Source organism: Leuconostoc sp. S50 (assembly GCF_016624925.1).
In the GTDB taxonomy this organism is placed as follows: Bacteria; Bacillota; Bacilli; order Lactobacillales; family Lactobacillaceae; genus Leuconostoc; species Leuconostoc pseudomesenteroides.
In genome coordinates, this window is sequence record NZ_JACVUE010000007.1 from 1 (window position 1) to 15,726 (window position 15,726).

Sequence of the window (15,726 nt, forward strand, 5' to 3'; positions counted from 1 at the left end):
TCATTTTACGGACTGAATAAAAATAGTCCATTTTTTTAGTATAAGAGCATAGAGCGGTGGTGAAAGAAGAATGAATCAAATTGATGCTATCATTGTTGATATTCAAAAGATGTTTGCTAAGCAACCTAACACAATCTATGAAGTAAGGGTGGTCGATCAGATATACTCAAAGAAGGTCAATATTTTCTTTGAATACTATAAAATTGGCAAAGCAACACACTCACAACAAATAGCTCGCTTAGACAGTGAGTAAAGAGAACAGATACCTGAAATCATTGCTAAAATACGCAAAGAAACGGGCTTAACAGTTAACACTAATATTTAAACAAAGGGAGTTACAAATGATAATTGATGAACATAGACAATGGCTAATAAATTTTTATAAACAACGTGAATGGTATCAGTATTCACCCTTTATCCGACTCAATTTTTTGATGGAAGAAGTTGGTGAGCTGGCACAAACAGTGCGAGCCATTGAACTGGGGCGTGATCATCCCGGTGAAACATCACAAACACCTAAGGAGCTTAATGAGCATCTCAAAGAAGAATTAGCCGATGTTTTAGACCAGGTTTTGATTTTGAGTGATAAATATCAGTTAGATGTCGACGAACTAATTGTGCAAAGTGAAACCAAATTAAAAAAGCGCTTTCATGAAGACTAAGAATTCATGCTATAATAATAGGCATAAATGATACCAGTGGCATTTACAACGCGCTTAACCGCTGGGTACCGAATGTTATAGTTCGGTAAAAGCTCTGATTATTCAGGGCTTTTTATTTTGTTATGAATTGTGATGACGCGGCCAATATATCATTAGTGCTAAGGCAAGTGACAGAATAATTAGCACCAGCATCGCTAAGATACTTTTGATGCCAGAAGCAATAGCTAGACTTATCAAAATAATTAGTGGTAAATAAAAGTACCAATACGAAATCAAATGACCAACAAATAGGATACTCAAATACAGGATGGTGCCAATGATGTGGCCAAATAGCCAAAATAGAAACATTGCTAATAAACATAAACAAAAAATTAACATGATTTTATCCTCCTAATCAGACAGTTGTGTGAGACAAAGTGAAAAAGGATTCTTCATCACTGAGGGATAATTCAATAGATTCTTAATACCAAAATGCGATTGCTTGTGGAAAGTGCAGACATGACAATCAACTGTGGTTGGATAACCATTAATAAAACAATAATCTGAAAACATCTGTGGCAAGATCCGTAATAGCTTTAGTAATTCGATTCATAATTGTTTTCCTTCTTGTAAAATAATTTCTGTAAATAAAATTTATATTGAATAATTATGTCGCGTACGATATAATTATTTCCAGAGGAGTTAGTCATGATTAAAAAAGGACAATTATATGACGAACTGTGTTTATCGATATATAATACAAATCGTTATTTTCATCGCTTGTATGCAGAACTGTTAGGGGGTTATGAGTTATCTTATTTACAATATATGTCATTGCTCATTATCTATAAGAAAGAAAAAGCGAAGTTGATGGATATTGGCGAGGAGTTAGAGTTGTCCAGTAATACATTAACACCCGTTATTGAAAGATTAGTTAATAAAGAGTGGCTCATAAAAGTCCCTAGTGAATTGGATAAACGTGTAAAATATTTAAAAATATCTGAATCGAAACGCCCAGTTTTTGAGCACATACTGTCAGATGTTGCAGTTGTCCGAGATGAACTAGTGGTGGCTAGCGAAAAATCTGTAATTTCAATGATTACCGAAAATGAGTCTTTGAACAAGACATTACGGGCAATGATTTTATCGCACAATAATAAAATAGAGGAGAAAATTAATGACGAATTATGATGTGATTTTTATTGGTAGCGGACATGCAGCATGGCACGGTGCACAAACCTTAGCACGTGAAGGCAAAAAAGTTGCCTTGATAGAAGAAAATAAAGTGGCTGGGACTTGCACAAACTTTGGGTGTAACGCTAAAATTTTATTGGATGGACCAGCAGAACTAATTCATCATTTGCATCACTATCATGGTATAGGTATTAACGATACACCAAATATTATTTGGCCAGAATTGATGGCATATAAGCACCAAGTGATTGACCCATTGTCTGACGGCCTGGCGCGCATGCTTTCGGTAGATGGTATTGACATTATTGCAGGTCACGCTGAGTTTACTGGTCAACAAACATTAATAGTTAATCATGTAGTATATCAAGCAGATAAGTTCGTGATTGCTACAGGTCAAAAGCCCGCAAAATTAGCAATTCCAGGAGCTGAATTGCTACATGATAGCACCGAATTTTTAGAATTGCCTGAAATGCCAAATTCAATTGTGTTTATTGGTGGAGGCTATATCGCAATGGAATTTGCTTCAATTGCTCGTGCTGCTGGCAGTCAAGTAACCGTTATTGAATATGGTGATCATGCATTATCTGGTTTTGATAGAGAATATTCTCAAGAAGTTGTAGAAGATATGATTGATAGGGGCATACATTTTGATTTTGGACAACGTGTATCTCATGTTTCACTTGATGAAAAGCAAAAATATTTGGTCGAGACAGCTCAAGGTAAAAGATATAATGCTGACTATGTGATGGACACAACAGGACGCGTTCCTAACATTGATAATTTAGGTTTGAAGGCAGCGGGTGTTGAATATAATAAGGGTGGTGTTGTTGTCGATGACTATCTTAGAACTTCTAATCCTAATATTTATGCAAGTGGCGATGTCATTGCGAAAGCTATACCACGTCTCACACCCACTGCTACCTTTGAATCACAGTATATTGCAAAAAAATTATCGGGTGATTCAGATCCCATTAAATACCCCGTAGTACCGTCTATTGCGTTTACACTTCCACGACTGGCTCAAGTGGGGATTTCAGTTGATGATGCGAAAAACGATGAAAGATTACGGATTCAGGAAATTCCTTATGGTCAACTCATTCGCTTTCAAACATTGAATGACGTTAAAGCAAAAATTAAGCTTGTAATTGACCAAGACAAACAATTAGTGGGCGCGTCTCTAATTGGTGATTTCGCGCCAGAGGTTGTTAATGCACTGGTTCCAGTTATTAATAATAAGTATACTTCCCGTGACATACATGGCCAAATTTTTGCCTTTCCAACTCATTCTGGAATTATATTGCCCCTGATTGCCAATTATTTAGCCTAGGAGAGAATTAGTGAAAGCAGCGATTATAAAAGAATATGGTGATGTTACACAACTTGAAATTACGAATACCAATAAACCTGTTGTCAATAATGATGAAGTTTTAGTTGAAAACGTGGCTACGAGTATCAATCCCATTGATTACAAAGCACGTCAAGGTCTACTTCAATCAATGTTTAACTGGCAATTTCCAGTAATTTTGGGATGGGATGTAGCTGGTAAAATTGTTGCCATCGGAGATCAAGTAACAGATTTTAATATAGGAGATGAAGTTTTTGCTCGTCCAGATATTGATCCTCTTGGTTTAAACGGGTCCTACGCAGAATATACTGCTGTTAAAGCTGACAAGTTAGCTTTAAAACCTAGCAATATTAATTTTGAACAGGCCGCTGCGGTCCCTTTGGCAGGCTTAACAGCTTTGCAAATGTTGAGGCAACTTAATTTGCAAGCAGGACAAAAAATATTGATTCAAGGTGGTGCAGGAGGAGTCGGAATTTTTGCGATTCAATTAGCCAAACAAATGGGTGCTTTCGTTGCTACTACTGCGAGTGCTAATAACAGTGAATTTGTTGAATCATTAGGCGCTGATTTAGTGATTGACTATCACAGAAATAACATTGATGAAGTACTGTCTAATTATGATGCTGTGCTTGATACCGTAGGCGATATTGAACGTGGTGTTAGCATACTGAGGAGCGGCGGACATTTTGTGACAATCTCAAGTTCATTAACTGATGATCAAAAAGCAATATCGGATAAGCACGTCATGGCAGGTTGGTTACAGCCTAATGGTGAGGATTTAGCGTTATTAGCTAACGAAATTGAGAGTAATCATTTGAAAGTCGTACTAGACAGTACTTATCCGTTTACTACCGACGGAATTCAATCTGCCCAAAAACGTATTGAAACACATCATGCCCGTGGGAAAGTAGTTGTTAAAATAAAAGATAAAGCTTAAATTTTTAAATCACTAAGGAGAAATGTATGATTGGAACTATTTTAGTTATTTTCGTGGCTATCGAGGCCATTGGTATCATGATTTTAGAAATGTTTGGCTCATCGGGCGAGCAGGCTAAAACATTTGAATTGGAAGAAGCTTTTGTGAAATTACCAGGAGTCAAAACTTTATTAGCAAATTAAGGCAACAAAAGCTAAGTCAAGTCAGTATAGTGTTCAAGCTAAACAACTTGATAAGGTTAAAACCGCTGATATTCGAGATACCCAAAACATTGAAAAGATTGGCAATACTTTCCTCAAAGAAATGTTTGCCATCTTACCAAAGTTAAATAAATCAGATGCTAAAAGTAGTGTGGCAACGGATGACGTTGTGTCAGCTTTTCTAGGGGCAACGTTTGGTGGTGATGTGGATGAAGGTGTGCCAACTTTTCATTTAGAAAGCAATGATATTGTCTATTCCAAAGCAGCCGATGGCTCAGGTCTAGGATTTGGGACGGTTAAATATAAATTAGGCAAAGAGGAAACCAGCACAACACTATTGATGCACATTGAAAATGGCAAAATTACAGAACTCCAAACGGGTGCTGTAAAAGATACCTCAGGAAGGAAATAACCATGTCAAAAGTAAATAAAAAAAATAGCCTTATTGTGGGCTATTCCAGTGTTGATGGTGGCTGCTGGACTAGGCTTTTGGTTAGCTACTCAAGTCGCTATTAAAACGCATCAAAGTGCCTCAAATGAACTAGCCGTGCAACAAAGCAAACTCATCAAGAAGAAATCAAAGGTCGGTACGGTACTAGATTCAAAGCAACCGAATGTTTCTGCAGCCTCTACCTTGCTAGATAAACTGTTTACCCTAGATTGGACAATTGCCTCTCAAAAGGAATTTGATGCTAAAGCCAAACAGATGACACCTTATGTGACTCAGGAGGTCGTCAATAATAGTTTAGATTTCAAGGCTGATCCCGATAAAATGATTACACAGACAGGTGTGGTAATGACCTATGATCACATGGATTTCTTACCCACCTCAGCAAGTGCCACAGAAGCGAAGGGGAAGGTAATTGTTTTTGTTAAAAGCCACCTCAAGGACTCGGCAGATGCCACCACACGTTTTGTCTATAATGTGACCTGCAATACTAAAACAAATCTTGTGACACAATTAGATCGGATTGGGACTTATCAATTACAAAGTGATAGTAGCGTGCTATAAACTAGATAAAAATTGAAAAGATCAATTAAAAATTAATCTGCGTAGAAAGATACTTATGACATAGATATAAATTGACAATGATGTATTAAACGTTTAGACTTCTCTTATAATTAGTAAAAAAAGGAGAAGAAATGTTTAAGAATGACTCACTTTCAATTTTCATTCGCCTTTGTTTATCTGTTGTTGGTACAAGTATAATAGCACTGGGTATCGTATTTTTTCGCTTATCGAGTCTGGGAATAGACCCCGCGACAGCCGCTGATATCGGTATATCAAATACTTTTAATTGGTACTTAGGAAACTATCAACTAATCTTTAACGTGATTTTATTTCTGACTATTTGCATTTTTGATCGCAGTCAATTTGGCATTGGTACTTTAATTAATATGTCATTACCAGGATACATTGTTGGCTATCTTACGCCAATATTGAGTAGGATAATTTTTCACACATTTAATAAGAGTTCTATCCTAGAAATTATTATTTTGTTTGTTTTTGGTATGGTTCTTTTTTCATTAGGCATTAGTCTATACACAAGCGTCAATCTAGGGGTTTCTCCTTACGATGCTGTCGCCCTGTCATTTGAAAAAAAGGGTTGGATTAGTTATCGATTAACTAGGTCTATGCAAGACTTGCTTTTCTTTACATTAGCACTTGTATTTGGTGGACCATTGGGAATTGGAACATTTATTATAGCATTCACGACAGGATACTTCGTACAAAGTTGGCGTTTCTTTTTTAAAAATATTTTGATCAAATTTAACTAGTTCCAACCCAAAAACATAATTTCACCGTGAAATGATATGAAAAAAACCTTAACCAGAAATTTCGATTGGTTAAGGTTTTTAGATTGTTTTTCCAACATAGAAACGTTTGTTGATTTCATAGAAATCAAATGTTTCTAAATCATTGTTTTCGAGATGATGAATTGCTCCTTGAGCCGGCATCAGATTAATGGGATGCTCAAAAGTATCACCGACTGTTAATACAACGACAGGTTTATGAGTTGCGTAAGCGTATCCCATTTCCCAGATTGTACCAGTATCTTGATCTTTTGCGTCAAGTAAAGCAACAACAATGTCGGCATTGTCTATCGCATTAACATCATCATCAAAAGTGGCAGTAGCCCATTCCTGATCAGGATTGAATTCACCATCTACAATCGGATTTGATCCTTGGTACTGGTGAAGTAAGGGCACATGAACATGAGCTACGGTCGTATTTTTGATTAAGGAGCTGAAAGAATCTTTCAAAATTTTTTCTTGAAGTGGGTTAAACCAACCTCCAGCTAAATAGATTGTTTTACCTTCATGGTGTTCAGCTGTTTCAGCTATGTCGTGTAATTCATTAATCAGTGTCATAAGATGGTTTTCCTTTTCTTTTTTGGCTCAAATAAATGATAGCATATATTAAAACAATTCTGATAGTGGTTATCCGATACCTAGTCTTATTTTGCAGTAAGTAAATGTGAACCAATAAACAACAAACTTTTGTTGTAATATTTTGTGACATCAAACAGAGACTTTTTCTCTTCATAATAGCATCTGAAACTGCTCAAAAGCCAGTAAATTGGACTATTCTTATTCAATTAATGAGACAACATTTGAGTGAGATGCAATTGAGATTATAAATAAAGTGTCACACTATTATAGTAGTTTTGTTATTTCTATATGATACATTATGAACAGGATGTTGTATTAGTTTGTTTTCAACTTAAATTTTGACAAATATTGATATACAAGGAACATTAATATGTTTAAAAAATTATTTCATTCAAAACCCATCATACTGTGGACAGTCATCATTTCTATATGCATCTTGGTCAGCGCTTTTTTGGCACATATAGCAGCCGACTCTCAGAAAAAGTATGCTTATGTTTTACGTCACGCTGTTAGTAAATCAATTAGCAAAGCTGAAATATCGCAGTTTAGACCAAGTAACGAGATGCACAACCAAAGTACTATCCAAAGCAATACTCCTATTAGTAAGGCATCAGAGACTAGTTCTTCAATACCATCTGTCAACTCGTCAAAAGGATCACCAGAAAAACCAAAGAATAAGAGTTCAGATCATTCAAATGATTCAATCACCTCAAGTGCAATATCAAATATCAATGATTCAATCAGCGATAGTGTTAGCACGAATTCATCATCTACATCATCTAAATCGTCTACATCATCTATGAAAACCGGTCCTGTCGATAGCTCGAACAATAATCAAAATTCTTCTTCGTCTTCTTCTGCTTCCAATAATGATAGTGATAGTGAATACAGATCAGACATTACATACACTCAATTATTAAATAATTCCGCCGATTACTTCGGGCAAAAAATCCAATTGTCTGGAGATGTGTTATCAATAAATAGTGATAATAAGGTTATCATGTCTGTTCCAGGAGATCCTAACAAACAAATACTAATTATTTTAAATACACTGAATCAACCAATTGTTGAAGGAGATAACCTAACAGTTTATGGCATCTATAAGGGCAACTCTTTGGAAGGCACCACTGAACTTCCTCAAATATTTGTGGACATAATAACTGACCACAGTGGGCAAAAGTGGTAATGTAAAATAATCAAATACCTTCAATATGCTCTTATACTAAAAAAGTCCATTTTTTAGTATAAGAGCAATTATTAGTGCAAAAAACTTTTAAATTATTTGGCTTGAATGATTAGAAAATTTATGTATTTCACTTTGTTAACACACCATTTTAGTACTCAGAAGGCAATAAAGTGGATTAGATTTTATAAATTAAGTAAACCCGTCCAATTGGATGGGCTTTTTTGTTTGCCTCAGGAAAAACCATTTACCTTTATGACAATTTTTTGATTCTTGTTATTCTGTGCGTGTGTTGATAACACAACAAAAAAAAAAGGAGGACTTTTTGAATGAAAAAGTAAAATGCACATAACAAGTTTCTATGGGAGCGTCGTCCGATTTCACGCTTACAACAAACATTAGCGGGATTGGTTGCTTCATTACCAATGTGGCTACCGACTGTTGCCTCAGCGGACATTGGTGATGCTGCCAAAACAAGTGGTTCAAAGGTCATCACAATTCTTTATATTGTGTTGATCGTTGTTGGCGCTATTTGCTTATTGATTGGTTTCATCATGCGTGCTACTGGTAATGAACAGATGGCGCAAAAGAGTAACAGCAAGCTAATGCACGCCATGTTCGGTATTGGTGGGGGTGCTTTGACTGGACTATTGCTGACATGGATTTGGCAAACTGCCACAACTGCTGGTGGCCGAAACGTCATCAACTGGCCATTCTAAACGGGGGGTGAGAGATGTTTGGAAAGAAAAAACAAACTAGTATCGGTGATCCATTTTTTGCCCGCGTTGAACAAACTGAAATTGATCTCAATGATGAGGTGATTCAAGACCTGGCAGAAAAAAGTGGGGTAAATGAAAGCTGGCCGAATGTATCACTGTCAGGCCTACAACAATTCGCTGCTGGTTTAGTCAATGATGTGGTGCGGGCAGGTGATCATGATGTTCGTTTAGGCAATGTCGTCTACTTTATCACCAATGAAAAGGGTCGTGCTGAACCAACCGGATTAAGTTGGGAAAGAGCGACACTAACAGCAGGGTTTGAAAACATTGTTGTTAGTACCGCTGATCATATTTTCAACGACACAGAAATTCGTCAAGATGAAGATATGACTTATGACATTATTGTTGAAGCCTTACAACCGCTGATGGATGCCGTCATTGCTGATGGCAGTCTGTCATCAAATGATTTGCCAGATTTACCTTCTGAGGAACAGTTTAGACAAGCGCGTGAAACTGGTGAAGTCCTAACAGTTGAGCCTAATAAGTTCCAACGCACAACGATTGAAATAAAGCCACCAGTGGTTCAAGCTGTTGACAATGAAACTAGTGACCAATCACAGGAAAAGGTCGTAAAGACTGTACCTGCTATTCCTAAGATAGTTGAACAGCCAAAGCAGCCTTCACGTGATGAAACAGTGAAGCCAACTGTTCAAGCTGTTATTCCGACTCAAGACAACGCAGAGGGTATCATGACCGAAAGTGATCCCACACAGAAGTTAATTGATCGTGTCAACCTGGCACCAAATGCTTTTGAAATGAGTGATGTCAAAGCTGATTTACCTGCGGAACACCCCGATTACGTGGTCAGCCGTTTGAACGCAGACAAAGCCAAAGCAAATGACTTTTTGAATGATACCAGCAACATTTACACGCAAAAGATACGCAAAGCCATGTCCGACCTGTTAAAGCAACAACAAGCAAAGACAAAAGCAGCAGTTGAACAGTTGCGTGACACTAATGTTGCTGAGACAGTTGATGCACAAATGAAAGAAGAACGGTCTACTGAGTTTGAAACCCGTTATGCGCAAGCACACCAAGCTCGTGAGGCAGGTTATCGCACGGCTGTTGAAGATGAGAATGCGCGTCATGATAATACACTCAAAACGCTCAAGAGTGACTTTGTAGGCGACTTAGAGGCTTTGAAAGTATCTGTTAATCAAGAGCTGGATAACTGGTTTATAGAACGTTCTAAAGACTTGCAAAGTAATCTTCAAGCCACAGTAGACGATCAGGTCTCAGAAGTGACGTCCCAAGCGCAAACAGAGACTCTAACCAGTCTTAAAGCTTTGCGTGATGAGTTATTAGCTCAAAACACACAATCCTTGCTAGACATGCATCAAAAGCTGGAAGAAGACATCAGTCACAAGCGCGCACAATATCAATCAGAGCATGAAAAAGCAATGATCAGTGCCACTGAGTTAGAGAGTGCTAAAACTCATGCTGGTAACCTCAGTGAACTTGAGCAACAAGTCCAGATTTTGAAGCAAACTAATCTAAACCTCGAGCAACAATTAAAAGGTAAAGATGCTGTCAATAGTGATGAGGTTTCCCAACTTCGTCAACAGTTACAAATGCTTCAAAATGCCCCAAGACAACATCACATGATGAAACTAACCACCAATTGATGACTTTGTTAGCAGCGCAAATGAAGCAACCTCAAGTTGAACAAAAGAAAACAAGTGCTTGGCAATCAGCGACGATTGGTGTCTTGGCTGTTCTGGCTATTGGTGGTGCGGGCTTTGGTGGTTATGCAGTGGCCCAACACAAAACAGATAGCGCCACACAATCATCAAAAGCAGTCTCTGCGAGTAGTCACAACGAAGGCAACGCAACCGTAACTTTAGCACCTGAATCATCTGAGGCTGGTTCTTCTTCAAAGGTTAGTGCTTCAAGTAGTCAATCAAGCTCATCAAGCTCACAAGCTAACAGTTCTTCAACTTTAGCTGATCGCTACCATGTCGGTGAAGATGTGGATGCCACAATCAACGGTCAAACAGTCACAGCTAAAGTCGTGTCAGTTCAAGACAAAACAATCACAGTTCATCATGATGGCTATGATTATGTTGTCCCGTTTGATAATTAGGTGGTGAACTATGGCTATCAATATAGATCAAGTCAAGCGTCGTCGAGAGACCGCGCAACCCAGACGTCCAAATTATCATCGGTCCAAAAAGTATCATCCAATTTTTAAAACACTGTTATTAGCCTTGATAGGCATCTTAATCATCACGGGTGCTGTAATTTATGGTAATCATACCCAGTGGCAAACAGCTCAAAGTGTCCAAAAAGCTAGTCATAAGGCAATTGCAAAAGCCAAAACACAGCCTGTTGTCAATGCAAGTCAAGTCAAACAAGTGACGGCTTATAAACGGCGTCATATCGGCTAGTTGAATATATCAGAATGAATCCGAACGATAGTTTAACAAATCACGTCACAGTCGTGTTTTTAACCTGTTGTTTCGGGTTTATTTTTTTGCTTTTTTTTAGCAATATAACATCAATCCAGACACTTGAAGTTATGTTAAAAATGAACCTGCTATCATTGCAGGTTTTATTTTTTGTCTTAACCCTAATTTATCATATGTAACAGGAGAAAAATATGTCATCAGTAATTGGAAAATATTTACGTGAACTAAGATACCGTCACGGATGGACACAAGCAGATTTGGAACGAATGACAAATGTTAAATATCAACGCTGGAGTTCAATTGAAACGGGCATAAGACCACGTTTATCAGAAAATGACATTGTGGCCATTTATAAATTATATGGCATTGATTATTCGACACTCATTAAAGAAGCTGCCGAATTTGACATGAAGCAGAGTTCAAATAATTAAATAAAACATGTAATGAGAAAGAGGCTTTTTAATGTTAAATTTTGATTATTTTGATGTTCACGAAGTACAGAACAATCAATTCAAACAATATCCAATGATTCTATCTGATCCATGTAGCAAATATTACGAGCTTTCCAATGAGGCGAAGATGGCTTACATGTTTATGAAAGATCGTTTTAACTTGTCATTAAGTAATCAGTGGTTCGATTCAGTCGGGCATGTGTATATTTATATGACTATTGGAGAGTTATGTAAATTACTTAATATAGGTGAAACCAAAGCTAAGAAAACGCGCCGCGAATTAGTTAATGCAAATTTGCTCAAATCCTGTGCACAAGGTTTAAATAAACCCAGTCGTTTGTATATTGGACAATTGGATTTAACGCTTAAAACGCTGTCAGAACCGGACGGTCACAATACGACCACCCAACAAAAAGTGGATACATCAAGGCGGGTCGGAAAACGACCCTCCGGATGGTCAAAAAATGACCGCCCGGAGGGTCATAATGTGACCGCAATAAAGACTGAGAGTAGTAAAACTGATATAGATAAACTGAAAAATAATAATGATGATGATGAAAGTCAAACTTGTTGTTCTTCAAAAATAGATCAACCAATTATCAAGAATTTGGAATTATCTGAAATAGCGAAAGGGACTGACTTTACTGGATGTAAAAACAATGGAAATACTGATGGTGAAAATCAGTGTACACCAGAAAACGATGTTATTGTCCTAGCGAAACGACAAATTAATCATATTATCGGTTCCAACTATGACATTGGTTCTGCTGTGAGATTAGTTACAGATTTGATAGAGAATGAGCCTGTTTTAGCAAGTAAAGTCGTTGCAGCCATTGATGCAGAATATAGGCATTTATGTTTGTTGAAAGAGCAGGGTAATGATGTATTAAATTTAGCTGCCATTTTAGATGGTGACAGGGCTATACCAAAGTTACTTACAAAATGCGTTGGTCAACAGTTGAATTTTATGCGGGATCATTTAGCTGATCATCGTCTTTTCAGTGCGTACTTTGCGCAAGGGTTGAAGGGTCGAATTTTAACACAAGTGACCACACAGCAATATTTTAATTGATACAAAGGGGAAATAATGTTAACAATTTTAAATGACTTGGCTTTTTTTATTCTGGGATCATCCTTGGGCATGTTGACACTGTCAATGATGGTTGTTGCTAGTAATGCTGATGAGCAACAATTTGTTCAAAAAGAAAAAAGTTTACCAAGCGCTGTCGGGGAGAGGAAAAATGATTCTAAAAACATACATGAAATTGTATCAAAATGAGTTTACGACGTTAGATAAATATACGCGTTTACCTAAACCAGAGATTGCCATCCAAATCTCTGACTGGTTATGTGACCATGATCTTAAACAATTTAAAGATGCGCAAGCACTTGAAAGGTTTGTAGCCAATCGGTGGAATATCACTGATAAAGCAGCGGCTCGATTGATTAATGTCTTAATAGATCATCAAACGCATCACTTTTTACCGCTGTTGGTAGGCTGAACCAATCTAGTGTAGGCATATCTTGAAGGAGAATAAAAATGAGTTGTTATCATCAAATTGTTTATTTGGCAGTTGATTTTAGACGAGAAAAAATTTTGTTAATCGGTCGAACTGACGGTGAGTTACACCATAAAATTATTGATTATATGACAAGACAAGATCAAATTACTGCTGTGTGGATTTATCAAACGATTCCTCTGGAACTAGAACATATTCAACGGTTAATGCAACGTCATCATTTACCTTTTCATGAGGTAACTTGTCGTATTAAGCGAGGTTATGGTAATGGCACAATATTTGCAGCTTAGTTTATTTTCAGATGATGAAGAAGTATCACCACTTTATCAAAATCCGAGGTGGTTTAAACGTGCTAATCATGACGCATTACTGCAAGATCTAAAGCTGAAATTAGCACCAGCGTTAGCAGTATTGAACAAAATTTACCGATAATTTAGGAGGATTTCAGCATGCAAATTAATCACCACATTGGTCGTTCAACGAAGCCAGTTCAATTTAAATTAGCCGGTTCAAAACAAACGCCAGTTGCCTATTTGAATTTGGCAGTTAAGGGGTCTAGTAAAGAGACAGTTGATTTTATTTCGTATGTTGCTTTTAACAAAACAGCGGAATTATTAAAACGTTTGGTCACTGAAAAAGGCATGGTAGTTGAAGTAGAGTTTAACATGCAATCAAGCACTTATTCCGATGCCATCACTGGTGAGAAAAAGTATCGTCAACAAAATGTCATTTCAAATTTTCAAATTTATAGAACCAAGAAAGTAGAAAATAATACCAGCGTTTCCAATGATTCGGTCATTGAAGGCAACATGTCAGTCGGAAATGAAGTTGGCGGTATTGATCCATTTGCGGGTATGGAAATTGTGGGTGGGTAACATGCAAAACTACGCATCTAAACGTCCAATCTCAAGACCAAACTTATTACAACGTGTGCGCTTGTGCCGTCGAAAAATTCATGACCGTTACATCGAAAACCAACGAGCATGGATTAGAAACATTGGCTTGAGCATCTTAGGATTAGCGATTGGTGTCACCATTTTAAATTTAATGTTACCGCGTCCTTCTCACTTTGATTCAACGCCATTGAATCAGCAAATGACAGTTGGGACACAGGCTAAATCAGCGACATTAACGCAACGCGAATTCAATGCCAAACAAGGTGTTTTACAATTAAATTTTAGTTTGTCTGATGATAATAATGGTAATACAGATAGCCTAGTAAATGTCAGTGATTTTAATTTTCAAGCTGTTGCTGAGCACGGTGGATCACATGTTAATGGACAAGTCATTCCAACTTCTGATAATACAGTGATTGTACGCTTCAATCATTTGGCAAGAGGATTTAATGCAGTGTTTGTTTCAATTTCAGACAAGCAAATTGATCCTAGTCAAATTACAAATCCTGATAATACCGCTGCACTATCGTCTGCAAAGAAGAGTACATCAGCAGCCCCAAAATCGAATGCAACTTTTGTGATTAATCGCGATAAGGTGGCTACTAACAATGTGTTGAAAATGGTTAGTCAAAAGCAACTCGCGTTGCAAGAATATGATCACAAAATTTCCTTGGAAAATAAATTGATTAAGATTAATCAAGCATCGATGAAAAAATTAAACCAAGCGATTAAGCAATCACTTTCCACCTTGCAAACCTATCAAAATCAGTTACAAAAGAGTGGTGATGATAGTGAAAATTCATTAACTCAATCCATTCAAAAAGTGCAAGACAACATTCAAGAAGCGCAGTCAGGAATTACTGCTGCCCAACAAAATATCACTAAAGCAAAGGCTGACAAAAGCGATTTACTGAAAACCAAATCAGCAATTCAAAGTAACAAAATAACATTACCAAAAGTACGCAATCTATAAAAGAAGAGAACCAATTAGCCCTGAAAAAAGGGTTAATTTTAGCACAATAAAAAGGTTAAACAATAGTTAAATCAAGGTTAAACATTGGTTTAACCCAATGCCCAATGTGCAGGCAACTTAAACTCCCGTACGACGGGAAAAGGCACAGACGTGCCGGCAGTTTCCCTTAACCTGTTTGCACTGGTGGGAAATATTTTTTAGGAGAACATTATGGAAACAACTAAAATTGATGTACGTAACATTTCTAAGGAGATAATTACTGAATTCGATCAACGCGCAACTGAATTAAACATCTCAAGAAACGATTTATTGTTAGATGTTTTGAACGATTACGCCGACAGATTAGAAAAGAAAAAATATGCCAATGGGCTGCACGACGAACTAGATGATTTGATCGAATCAGTTAATAGTGTGGCTAAGGCTAATGAATTAAATACACTAGCATTGGGTGAAGCTATGACAGAATTACTGAAACAAATTACGACCTATCGCACTGAGATATGGAATTATTGGCAGTATGATCGTGGCATTTTAAAGGACGATGATTTTGACGATGCCACAAACGCGATTCTCACGAAAAATCAAATGCAAACAGATGATGATGCGTCGCCAGACTACGATGAATTTAAAGATATTCTTTAGGGCAGATTATGAAAAACTATCGTAAACATAGAATGGAGAAATGGACCATTTTATTCCTCATAACAAGTTTGATTTTGGTGCTTATGATGATTATCATGCATCGACAAAATATTGGTCTTTGGGTAGGCAATGTTTGGCAACAAATTCAAAATAATGTGACGA

The 15,726-nt window shown here is 37.1% G+C and carries 24 protein-coding genes and 1 pseudogene; 23 read left to right on the forward strand and 2 right to left on the reverse strand.

The genetic code is table 11. From position 1 onward, the window contains the following. The first annotated feature begins 70 nt into the window (after nucleotides 1–70). Nucleotides 71–325: pseudogene (locus tag IAE53_RS06795) on the forward strand (hypothetical protein). A gap of 16 nt (nucleotides 326–341) precedes the next feature. Further along, entirely contained in the window at nucleotides 342–662 is a 321-nt protein-coding gene (locus IAE53_RS06800; protein WP_139968702.1) for a MazG nucleotide pyrophosphohydrolase domain-containing protein, read from the forward strand. A 120-nt stretch (nucleotides 663–782) separates the two neighbouring features. On the opposite strand, the gene IAE53_RS06805 is transcribed toward IAE53_RS06800, so the two are convergent. Further along, nucleotides 783–1,040: a hypothetical protein gene (locus IAE53_RS06805; protein WP_031941341.1), complete on the reverse strand. Its 258-nt coding sequence runs from the start codon at nucleotides 1,038–1,040 to the stop codon at nucleotides 783–785. 309 nt (nucleotides 1,041–1,349) lie between these two features. On the opposite strand from IAE53_RS06805, the gene IAE53_RS06810 reads away from it, so the two are divergent. From IAE53_RS06810 to IAE53_RS06840, 7 genes are all read left to right on the forward strand, one after another. Then, nucleotides 1,350–1,832 (forward strand): MarR family winged helix-turn-helix transcriptional regulator, encoded by a 483-nt coding sequence (locus IAE53_RS06810; RefSeq protein WP_010294468.1) that lies wholly within the window; start codon nucleotides 1,350–1,352, stop codon nucleotides 1,830–1,832. Continuing rightward, complete coding sequence (locus IAE53_RS06815; protein ID WP_147651532.1) at nucleotides 1,819–3,162, forward strand: NAD(P)/FAD-dependent oxidoreductase; 1,344 nt, start codon at nucleotides 1,819–1,821, stop codon at nucleotides 3,160–3,162. The genes IAE53_RS06810 and IAE53_RS06815 overlap by 14 nt, the downstream gene beginning before the upstream one ends. A 10-nt stretch (nucleotides 3,163–3,172) precedes the next feature. Continuing rightward, nucleotides 3,173–4,117 carry an NADP-dependent oxidoreductase gene (locus IAE53_RS06820; RefSeq protein ID WP_147651530.1) on the forward strand — a complete coding sequence of 315 codons (945 nt, stop codon included), beginning with the start codon at nucleotides 3,173–3,175 and terminating at the stop codon, nucleotides 4,115–4,117. A 26-nt stretch (nucleotides 4,118–4,143) separates the two neighbouring features. Beyond that, on the forward strand, nucleotides 4,144–4,299 hold the full coding sequence (locus tag IAE53_RS06825) for a hypothetical protein (protein ID WP_370568037.1): 156 nt from the start codon (nucleotides 4,144–4,146) through the stop codon (nucleotides 4,297–4,299). A 121-nt stretch (nucleotides 4,300–4,420) separates the two neighbouring features. Then, on the forward strand, nucleotides 4,421–4,729 hold the full coding sequence (locus IAE53_RS06830; protein WP_233610699.1) for a hypothetical protein: 309 nt from the start codon (nucleotides 4,421–4,423) through the stop codon (nucleotides 4,727–4,729). A gap of 33 nt (nucleotides 4,730–4,762) precedes the next feature. Then, complete coding sequence (locus IAE53_RS06835; protein ID WP_233610698.1) at nucleotides 4,763–5,329, forward strand: hypothetical protein; 567 nt, start codon at nucleotides 4,763–4,765, stop codon at nucleotides 5,327–5,329. A gap of 131 nt (nucleotides 5,330–5,460) precedes the next feature. Continuing rightward, on the forward strand, nucleotides 5,461–6,096 hold the full coding sequence (locus IAE53_RS06840; protein WP_147651528.1) for a YitT family protein: 636 nt from the start codon (nucleotides 5,461–5,463) through the stop codon (nucleotides 6,094–6,096). A 78-nt stretch (nucleotides 6,097–6,174) separates the two neighbouring features. On the opposite strand, the gene IAE53_RS06845 is transcribed toward IAE53_RS06840, so the two are convergent. Next, nucleotides 6,175–6,690, reverse strand: coding sequence for a nucleoside 2-deoxyribosyltransferase (locus IAE53_RS06845; protein ID WP_147651527.1), 516 nt, complete (start codon nucleotides 6,688–6,690; stop codon nucleotides 6,175–6,177). A gap of 391 nt (nucleotides 6,691–7,081) precedes the next feature. On the opposite strand from IAE53_RS06845, the gene IAE53_RS06850 reads away from it, so the two are divergent. The 14 genes from IAE53_RS06850 to IAE53_RS06910 all read left to right on the forward strand — a co-directional run bounded on the left by IAE53_RS06850 (nucleotide 7,082) and on the right by IAE53_RS06910 (nucleotide 15,564). After that, nucleotides 7,082–7,897: a hypothetical protein gene (locus IAE53_RS06850; RefSeq protein ID WP_200136195.1), complete on the forward strand. Its 816-nt coding sequence runs from the start codon at nucleotides 7,082–7,084 to the stop codon at nucleotides 7,895–7,897. Between the two features lie 422 nt (nucleotides 7,898–8,319). Next, nucleotides 8,320–8,613 carry a hypothetical protein gene (locus IAE53_RS06855; protein ID WP_233610697.1) on the forward strand — a complete coding sequence of 98 codons (294 nt, stop codon included), beginning with the start codon at nucleotides 8,320–8,322 and terminating at the stop codon, nucleotides 8,611–8,613. Between the two features lie 14 nt (nucleotides 8,614–8,627). Then, entirely contained in the window at nucleotides 8,628–10,298 is a 1,671-nt protein-coding gene (locus IAE53_RS06860; RefSeq protein ID WP_233610696.1) for a hypothetical protein, read from the forward strand. After that, nucleotides 10,298–10,756, forward strand: coding sequence for a hypothetical protein (locus tag IAE53_RS11415; protein WP_233610695.1), 459 nt, complete (start codon nucleotides 10,298–10,300; stop codon nucleotides 10,754–10,756). The genes IAE53_RS06860 and IAE53_RS11415 overlap by 1 nt, the downstream gene beginning before the upstream one ends. A 10-nt stretch (nucleotides 10,757–10,766) precedes the next feature. Then, complete coding sequence (locus IAE53_RS06865) at nucleotides 10,767–11,060, forward strand: hypothetical protein (protein ID WP_233610693.1); 294 nt, start codon at nucleotides 10,767–10,769, stop codon at nucleotides 11,058–11,060. Between the two features lie 212 nt (nucleotides 11,061–11,272). Next, a complete protein-coding gene (locus IAE53_RS06870) occupies nucleotides 11,273–11,512 on the forward strand; it encodes a helix-turn-helix transcriptional regulator (RefSeq protein WP_188353637.1) in 240 nt (79 codons plus the stop codon). Nucleotides 11,513–11,543: 31 nt separating this feature from the next. Then, nucleotides 11,544–12,605: a replication initiator protein A gene (locus tag IAE53_RS06875; protein ID WP_188353638.1), complete on the forward strand. Its 1,062-nt coding sequence runs from the start codon at nucleotides 11,544–11,546 to the stop codon at nucleotides 12,603–12,605. Nucleotides 12,606–12,620: 15 nt separating this feature from the next. Further along, nucleotides 12,621–12,812 (forward strand): hypothetical protein, encoded by a 192-nt coding sequence (locus IAE53_RS06880; RefSeq protein WP_188353639.1) that lies wholly within the window; start codon nucleotides 12,621–12,623, stop codon nucleotides 12,810–12,812. Beyond that, nucleotides 12,775–13,035, forward strand: coding sequence for a hypothetical protein (locus IAE53_RS06885; RefSeq protein ID WP_188353640.1), 261 nt, complete (start codon nucleotides 12,775–12,777; stop codon nucleotides 13,033–13,035). The genes IAE53_RS06880 and IAE53_RS06885 overlap by 38 nt, the downstream gene beginning before the upstream one ends. A 38-nt stretch (nucleotides 13,036–13,073) precedes the next feature. Continuing rightward, nucleotides 13,074–13,343, forward strand: coding sequence for a hypothetical protein (locus IAE53_RS06890; protein ID WP_188353641.1), 270 nt, complete (start codon nucleotides 13,074–13,076; stop codon nucleotides 13,341–13,343). Then, nucleotides 13,321–13,485 (forward strand): hypothetical protein, encoded by a 165-nt coding sequence (locus tag IAE53_RS06895; protein ID WP_188353642.1) that lies wholly within the window; start codon nucleotides 13,321–13,323, stop codon nucleotides 13,483–13,485. Before IAE53_RS06890 ends, IAE53_RS06895 begins: the two co-directional genes overlap by 23 nt. A gap of 17 nt (nucleotides 13,486–13,502) precedes the next feature. Continuing rightward, a complete protein-coding gene (locus tag IAE53_RS06900) occupies nucleotides 13,503–13,928 on the forward strand; it encodes a single-stranded DNA-binding protein (RefSeq protein WP_188353643.1) in 426 nt (141 codons plus the stop codon). A gap of 1 nt (nucleotide 13,929) precedes the next feature. Continuing rightward, nucleotides 13,930–14,922 carry a hypothetical protein gene (locus IAE53_RS06905; protein WP_200136194.1) on the forward strand — a complete coding sequence of 331 codons (993 nt, stop codon included), beginning with the start codon at nucleotides 13,930–13,932 and terminating at the stop codon, nucleotides 14,920–14,922. A 210-nt stretch (nucleotides 14,923–15,132) separates the two neighbouring features. After that, the gene (locus IAE53_RS06910) at nucleotides 15,133–15,564 is read left to right on the forward strand and encodes a hypothetical protein (protein ID WP_188353556.1); all 432 of its coding nucleotides are present in this window, start codon (nucleotides 15,133–15,135) and stop codon (nucleotides 15,562–15,564) included. Nucleotides 15,565–15,726 lie beyond the last annotated feature (162 nt).

Coding starts and splice junctions, on each gene's coding strand:
- IAE53_RS06850 (WP_200136195.1), top strand. CDS start 7,082: ATGTTTAAAAAATTATTTCATTCAAAACCCATCATACTGTGGACAGTC.
- IAE53_RS06860 (WP_233610696.1), top strand. CDS start 8,628: ATGTTTGGAAAGAAAAAACAAACTAGTATCGGTGATCCATTTTTTGCC.
- IAE53_RS06905 (WP_200136194.1), top strand. CDS start 13,930: ATGCAAAACTACGCATCTAAACGTCCAATCTCAAGACCAAACTTATTA.
- IAE53_RS06880 (WP_188353639.1), top strand. CDS start 12,621: ATGTTAACAATTTTAAATGACTTGGCTTTTTTTATTCTGGGATCATCC.
- IAE53_RS06910 (WP_188353556.1), top strand. CDS start 15,133: ATGGAAACAACTAAAATTGATGTACGTAACATTTCTAAGGAGATAATT.
- IAE53_RS06800 (WP_139968702.1), top strand. CDS start 342: ATGATAATTGATGAACATAGACAATGGCTAATAAATTTTTATAAACAA.
- IAE53_RS06900 (WP_188353643.1), top strand. CDS start 13,503: ATGCAAATTAATCACCACATTGGTCGTTCAACGAAGCCAGTTCAATTT.
- IAE53_RS06875 (WP_188353638.1), top strand. CDS start 11,544: ATGTTAAATTTTGATTATTTTGATGTTCACGAAGTACAGAACAATCAA.
- IAE53_RS06810 (WP_010294468.1), top strand. CDS start 1,350: ATGATTAAAAAAGGACAATTATATGACGAACTGTGTTTATCGATATAT.
- IAE53_RS06840 (WP_147651528.1), top strand. CDS start 5,461: ATGTTTAAGAATGACTCACTTTCAATTTTCATTCGCCTTTGTTTATCT.
- IAE53_RS06855 (WP_233610697.1), top strand. CDS start 8,320: ATGTGGCTACCGACTGTTGCCTCAGCGGACATTGGTGATGCTGCCAAA.
- IAE53_RS06845 (WP_147651527.1), bottom strand. CDS start 6,690: ATGACACTGATTAATGAATTACACGACATAGCTGAAACAGCTGAACAC.
- IAE53_RS06890 (WP_188353641.1), top strand. CDS start 13,074: ATGAGTTGTTATCATCAAATTGTTTATTTGGCAGTTGATTTTAGACGA.
- IAE53_RS06815 (WP_147651532.1), top strand. CDS start 1,819: ATGACGAATTATGATGTGATTTTTATTGGTAGCGGACATGCAGCATGG.
- IAE53_RS06805 (WP_031941341.1), bottom strand. CDS start 1,040: ATGTTAATTTTTTGTTTATGTTTATTAGCAATGTTTCTATTTTGGCTA.
- IAE53_RS06865 (WP_233610693.1), top strand. CDS start 10,767: ATGGCTATCAATATAGATCAAGTCAAGCGTCGTCGAGAGACCGCGCAA.
- IAE53_RS06870 (WP_188353637.1), top strand. CDS start 11,273: ATGTCATCAGTAATTGGAAAATATTTACGTGAACTAAGATACCGTCAC.
- IAE53_RS06830 (WP_233610699.1), top strand. CDS start 4,421: ATGTTTGCCATCTTACCAAAGTTAAATAAATCAGATGCTAAAAGTAGT.
- IAE53_RS11415 (WP_233610695.1), top strand. CDS start 10,298: ATGACTTTGTTAGCAGCGCAAATGAAGCAACCTCAAGTTGAACAAAAG.
- IAE53_RS06895 (WP_188353642.1), top strand. CDS start 13,321: ATGGCACAATATTTGCAGCTTAGTTTATTTTCAGATGATGAAGAAGTA.
- IAE53_RS06825 (WP_370568037.1), top strand. CDS start 4,144: ATGATTGGAACTATTTTAGTTATTTTCGTGGCTATCGAGGCCATTGGT.
- IAE53_RS06885 (WP_188353640.1), top strand. CDS start 12,775: ATGATTCTAAAAACATACATGAAATTGTATCAAAATGAGTTTACGACG.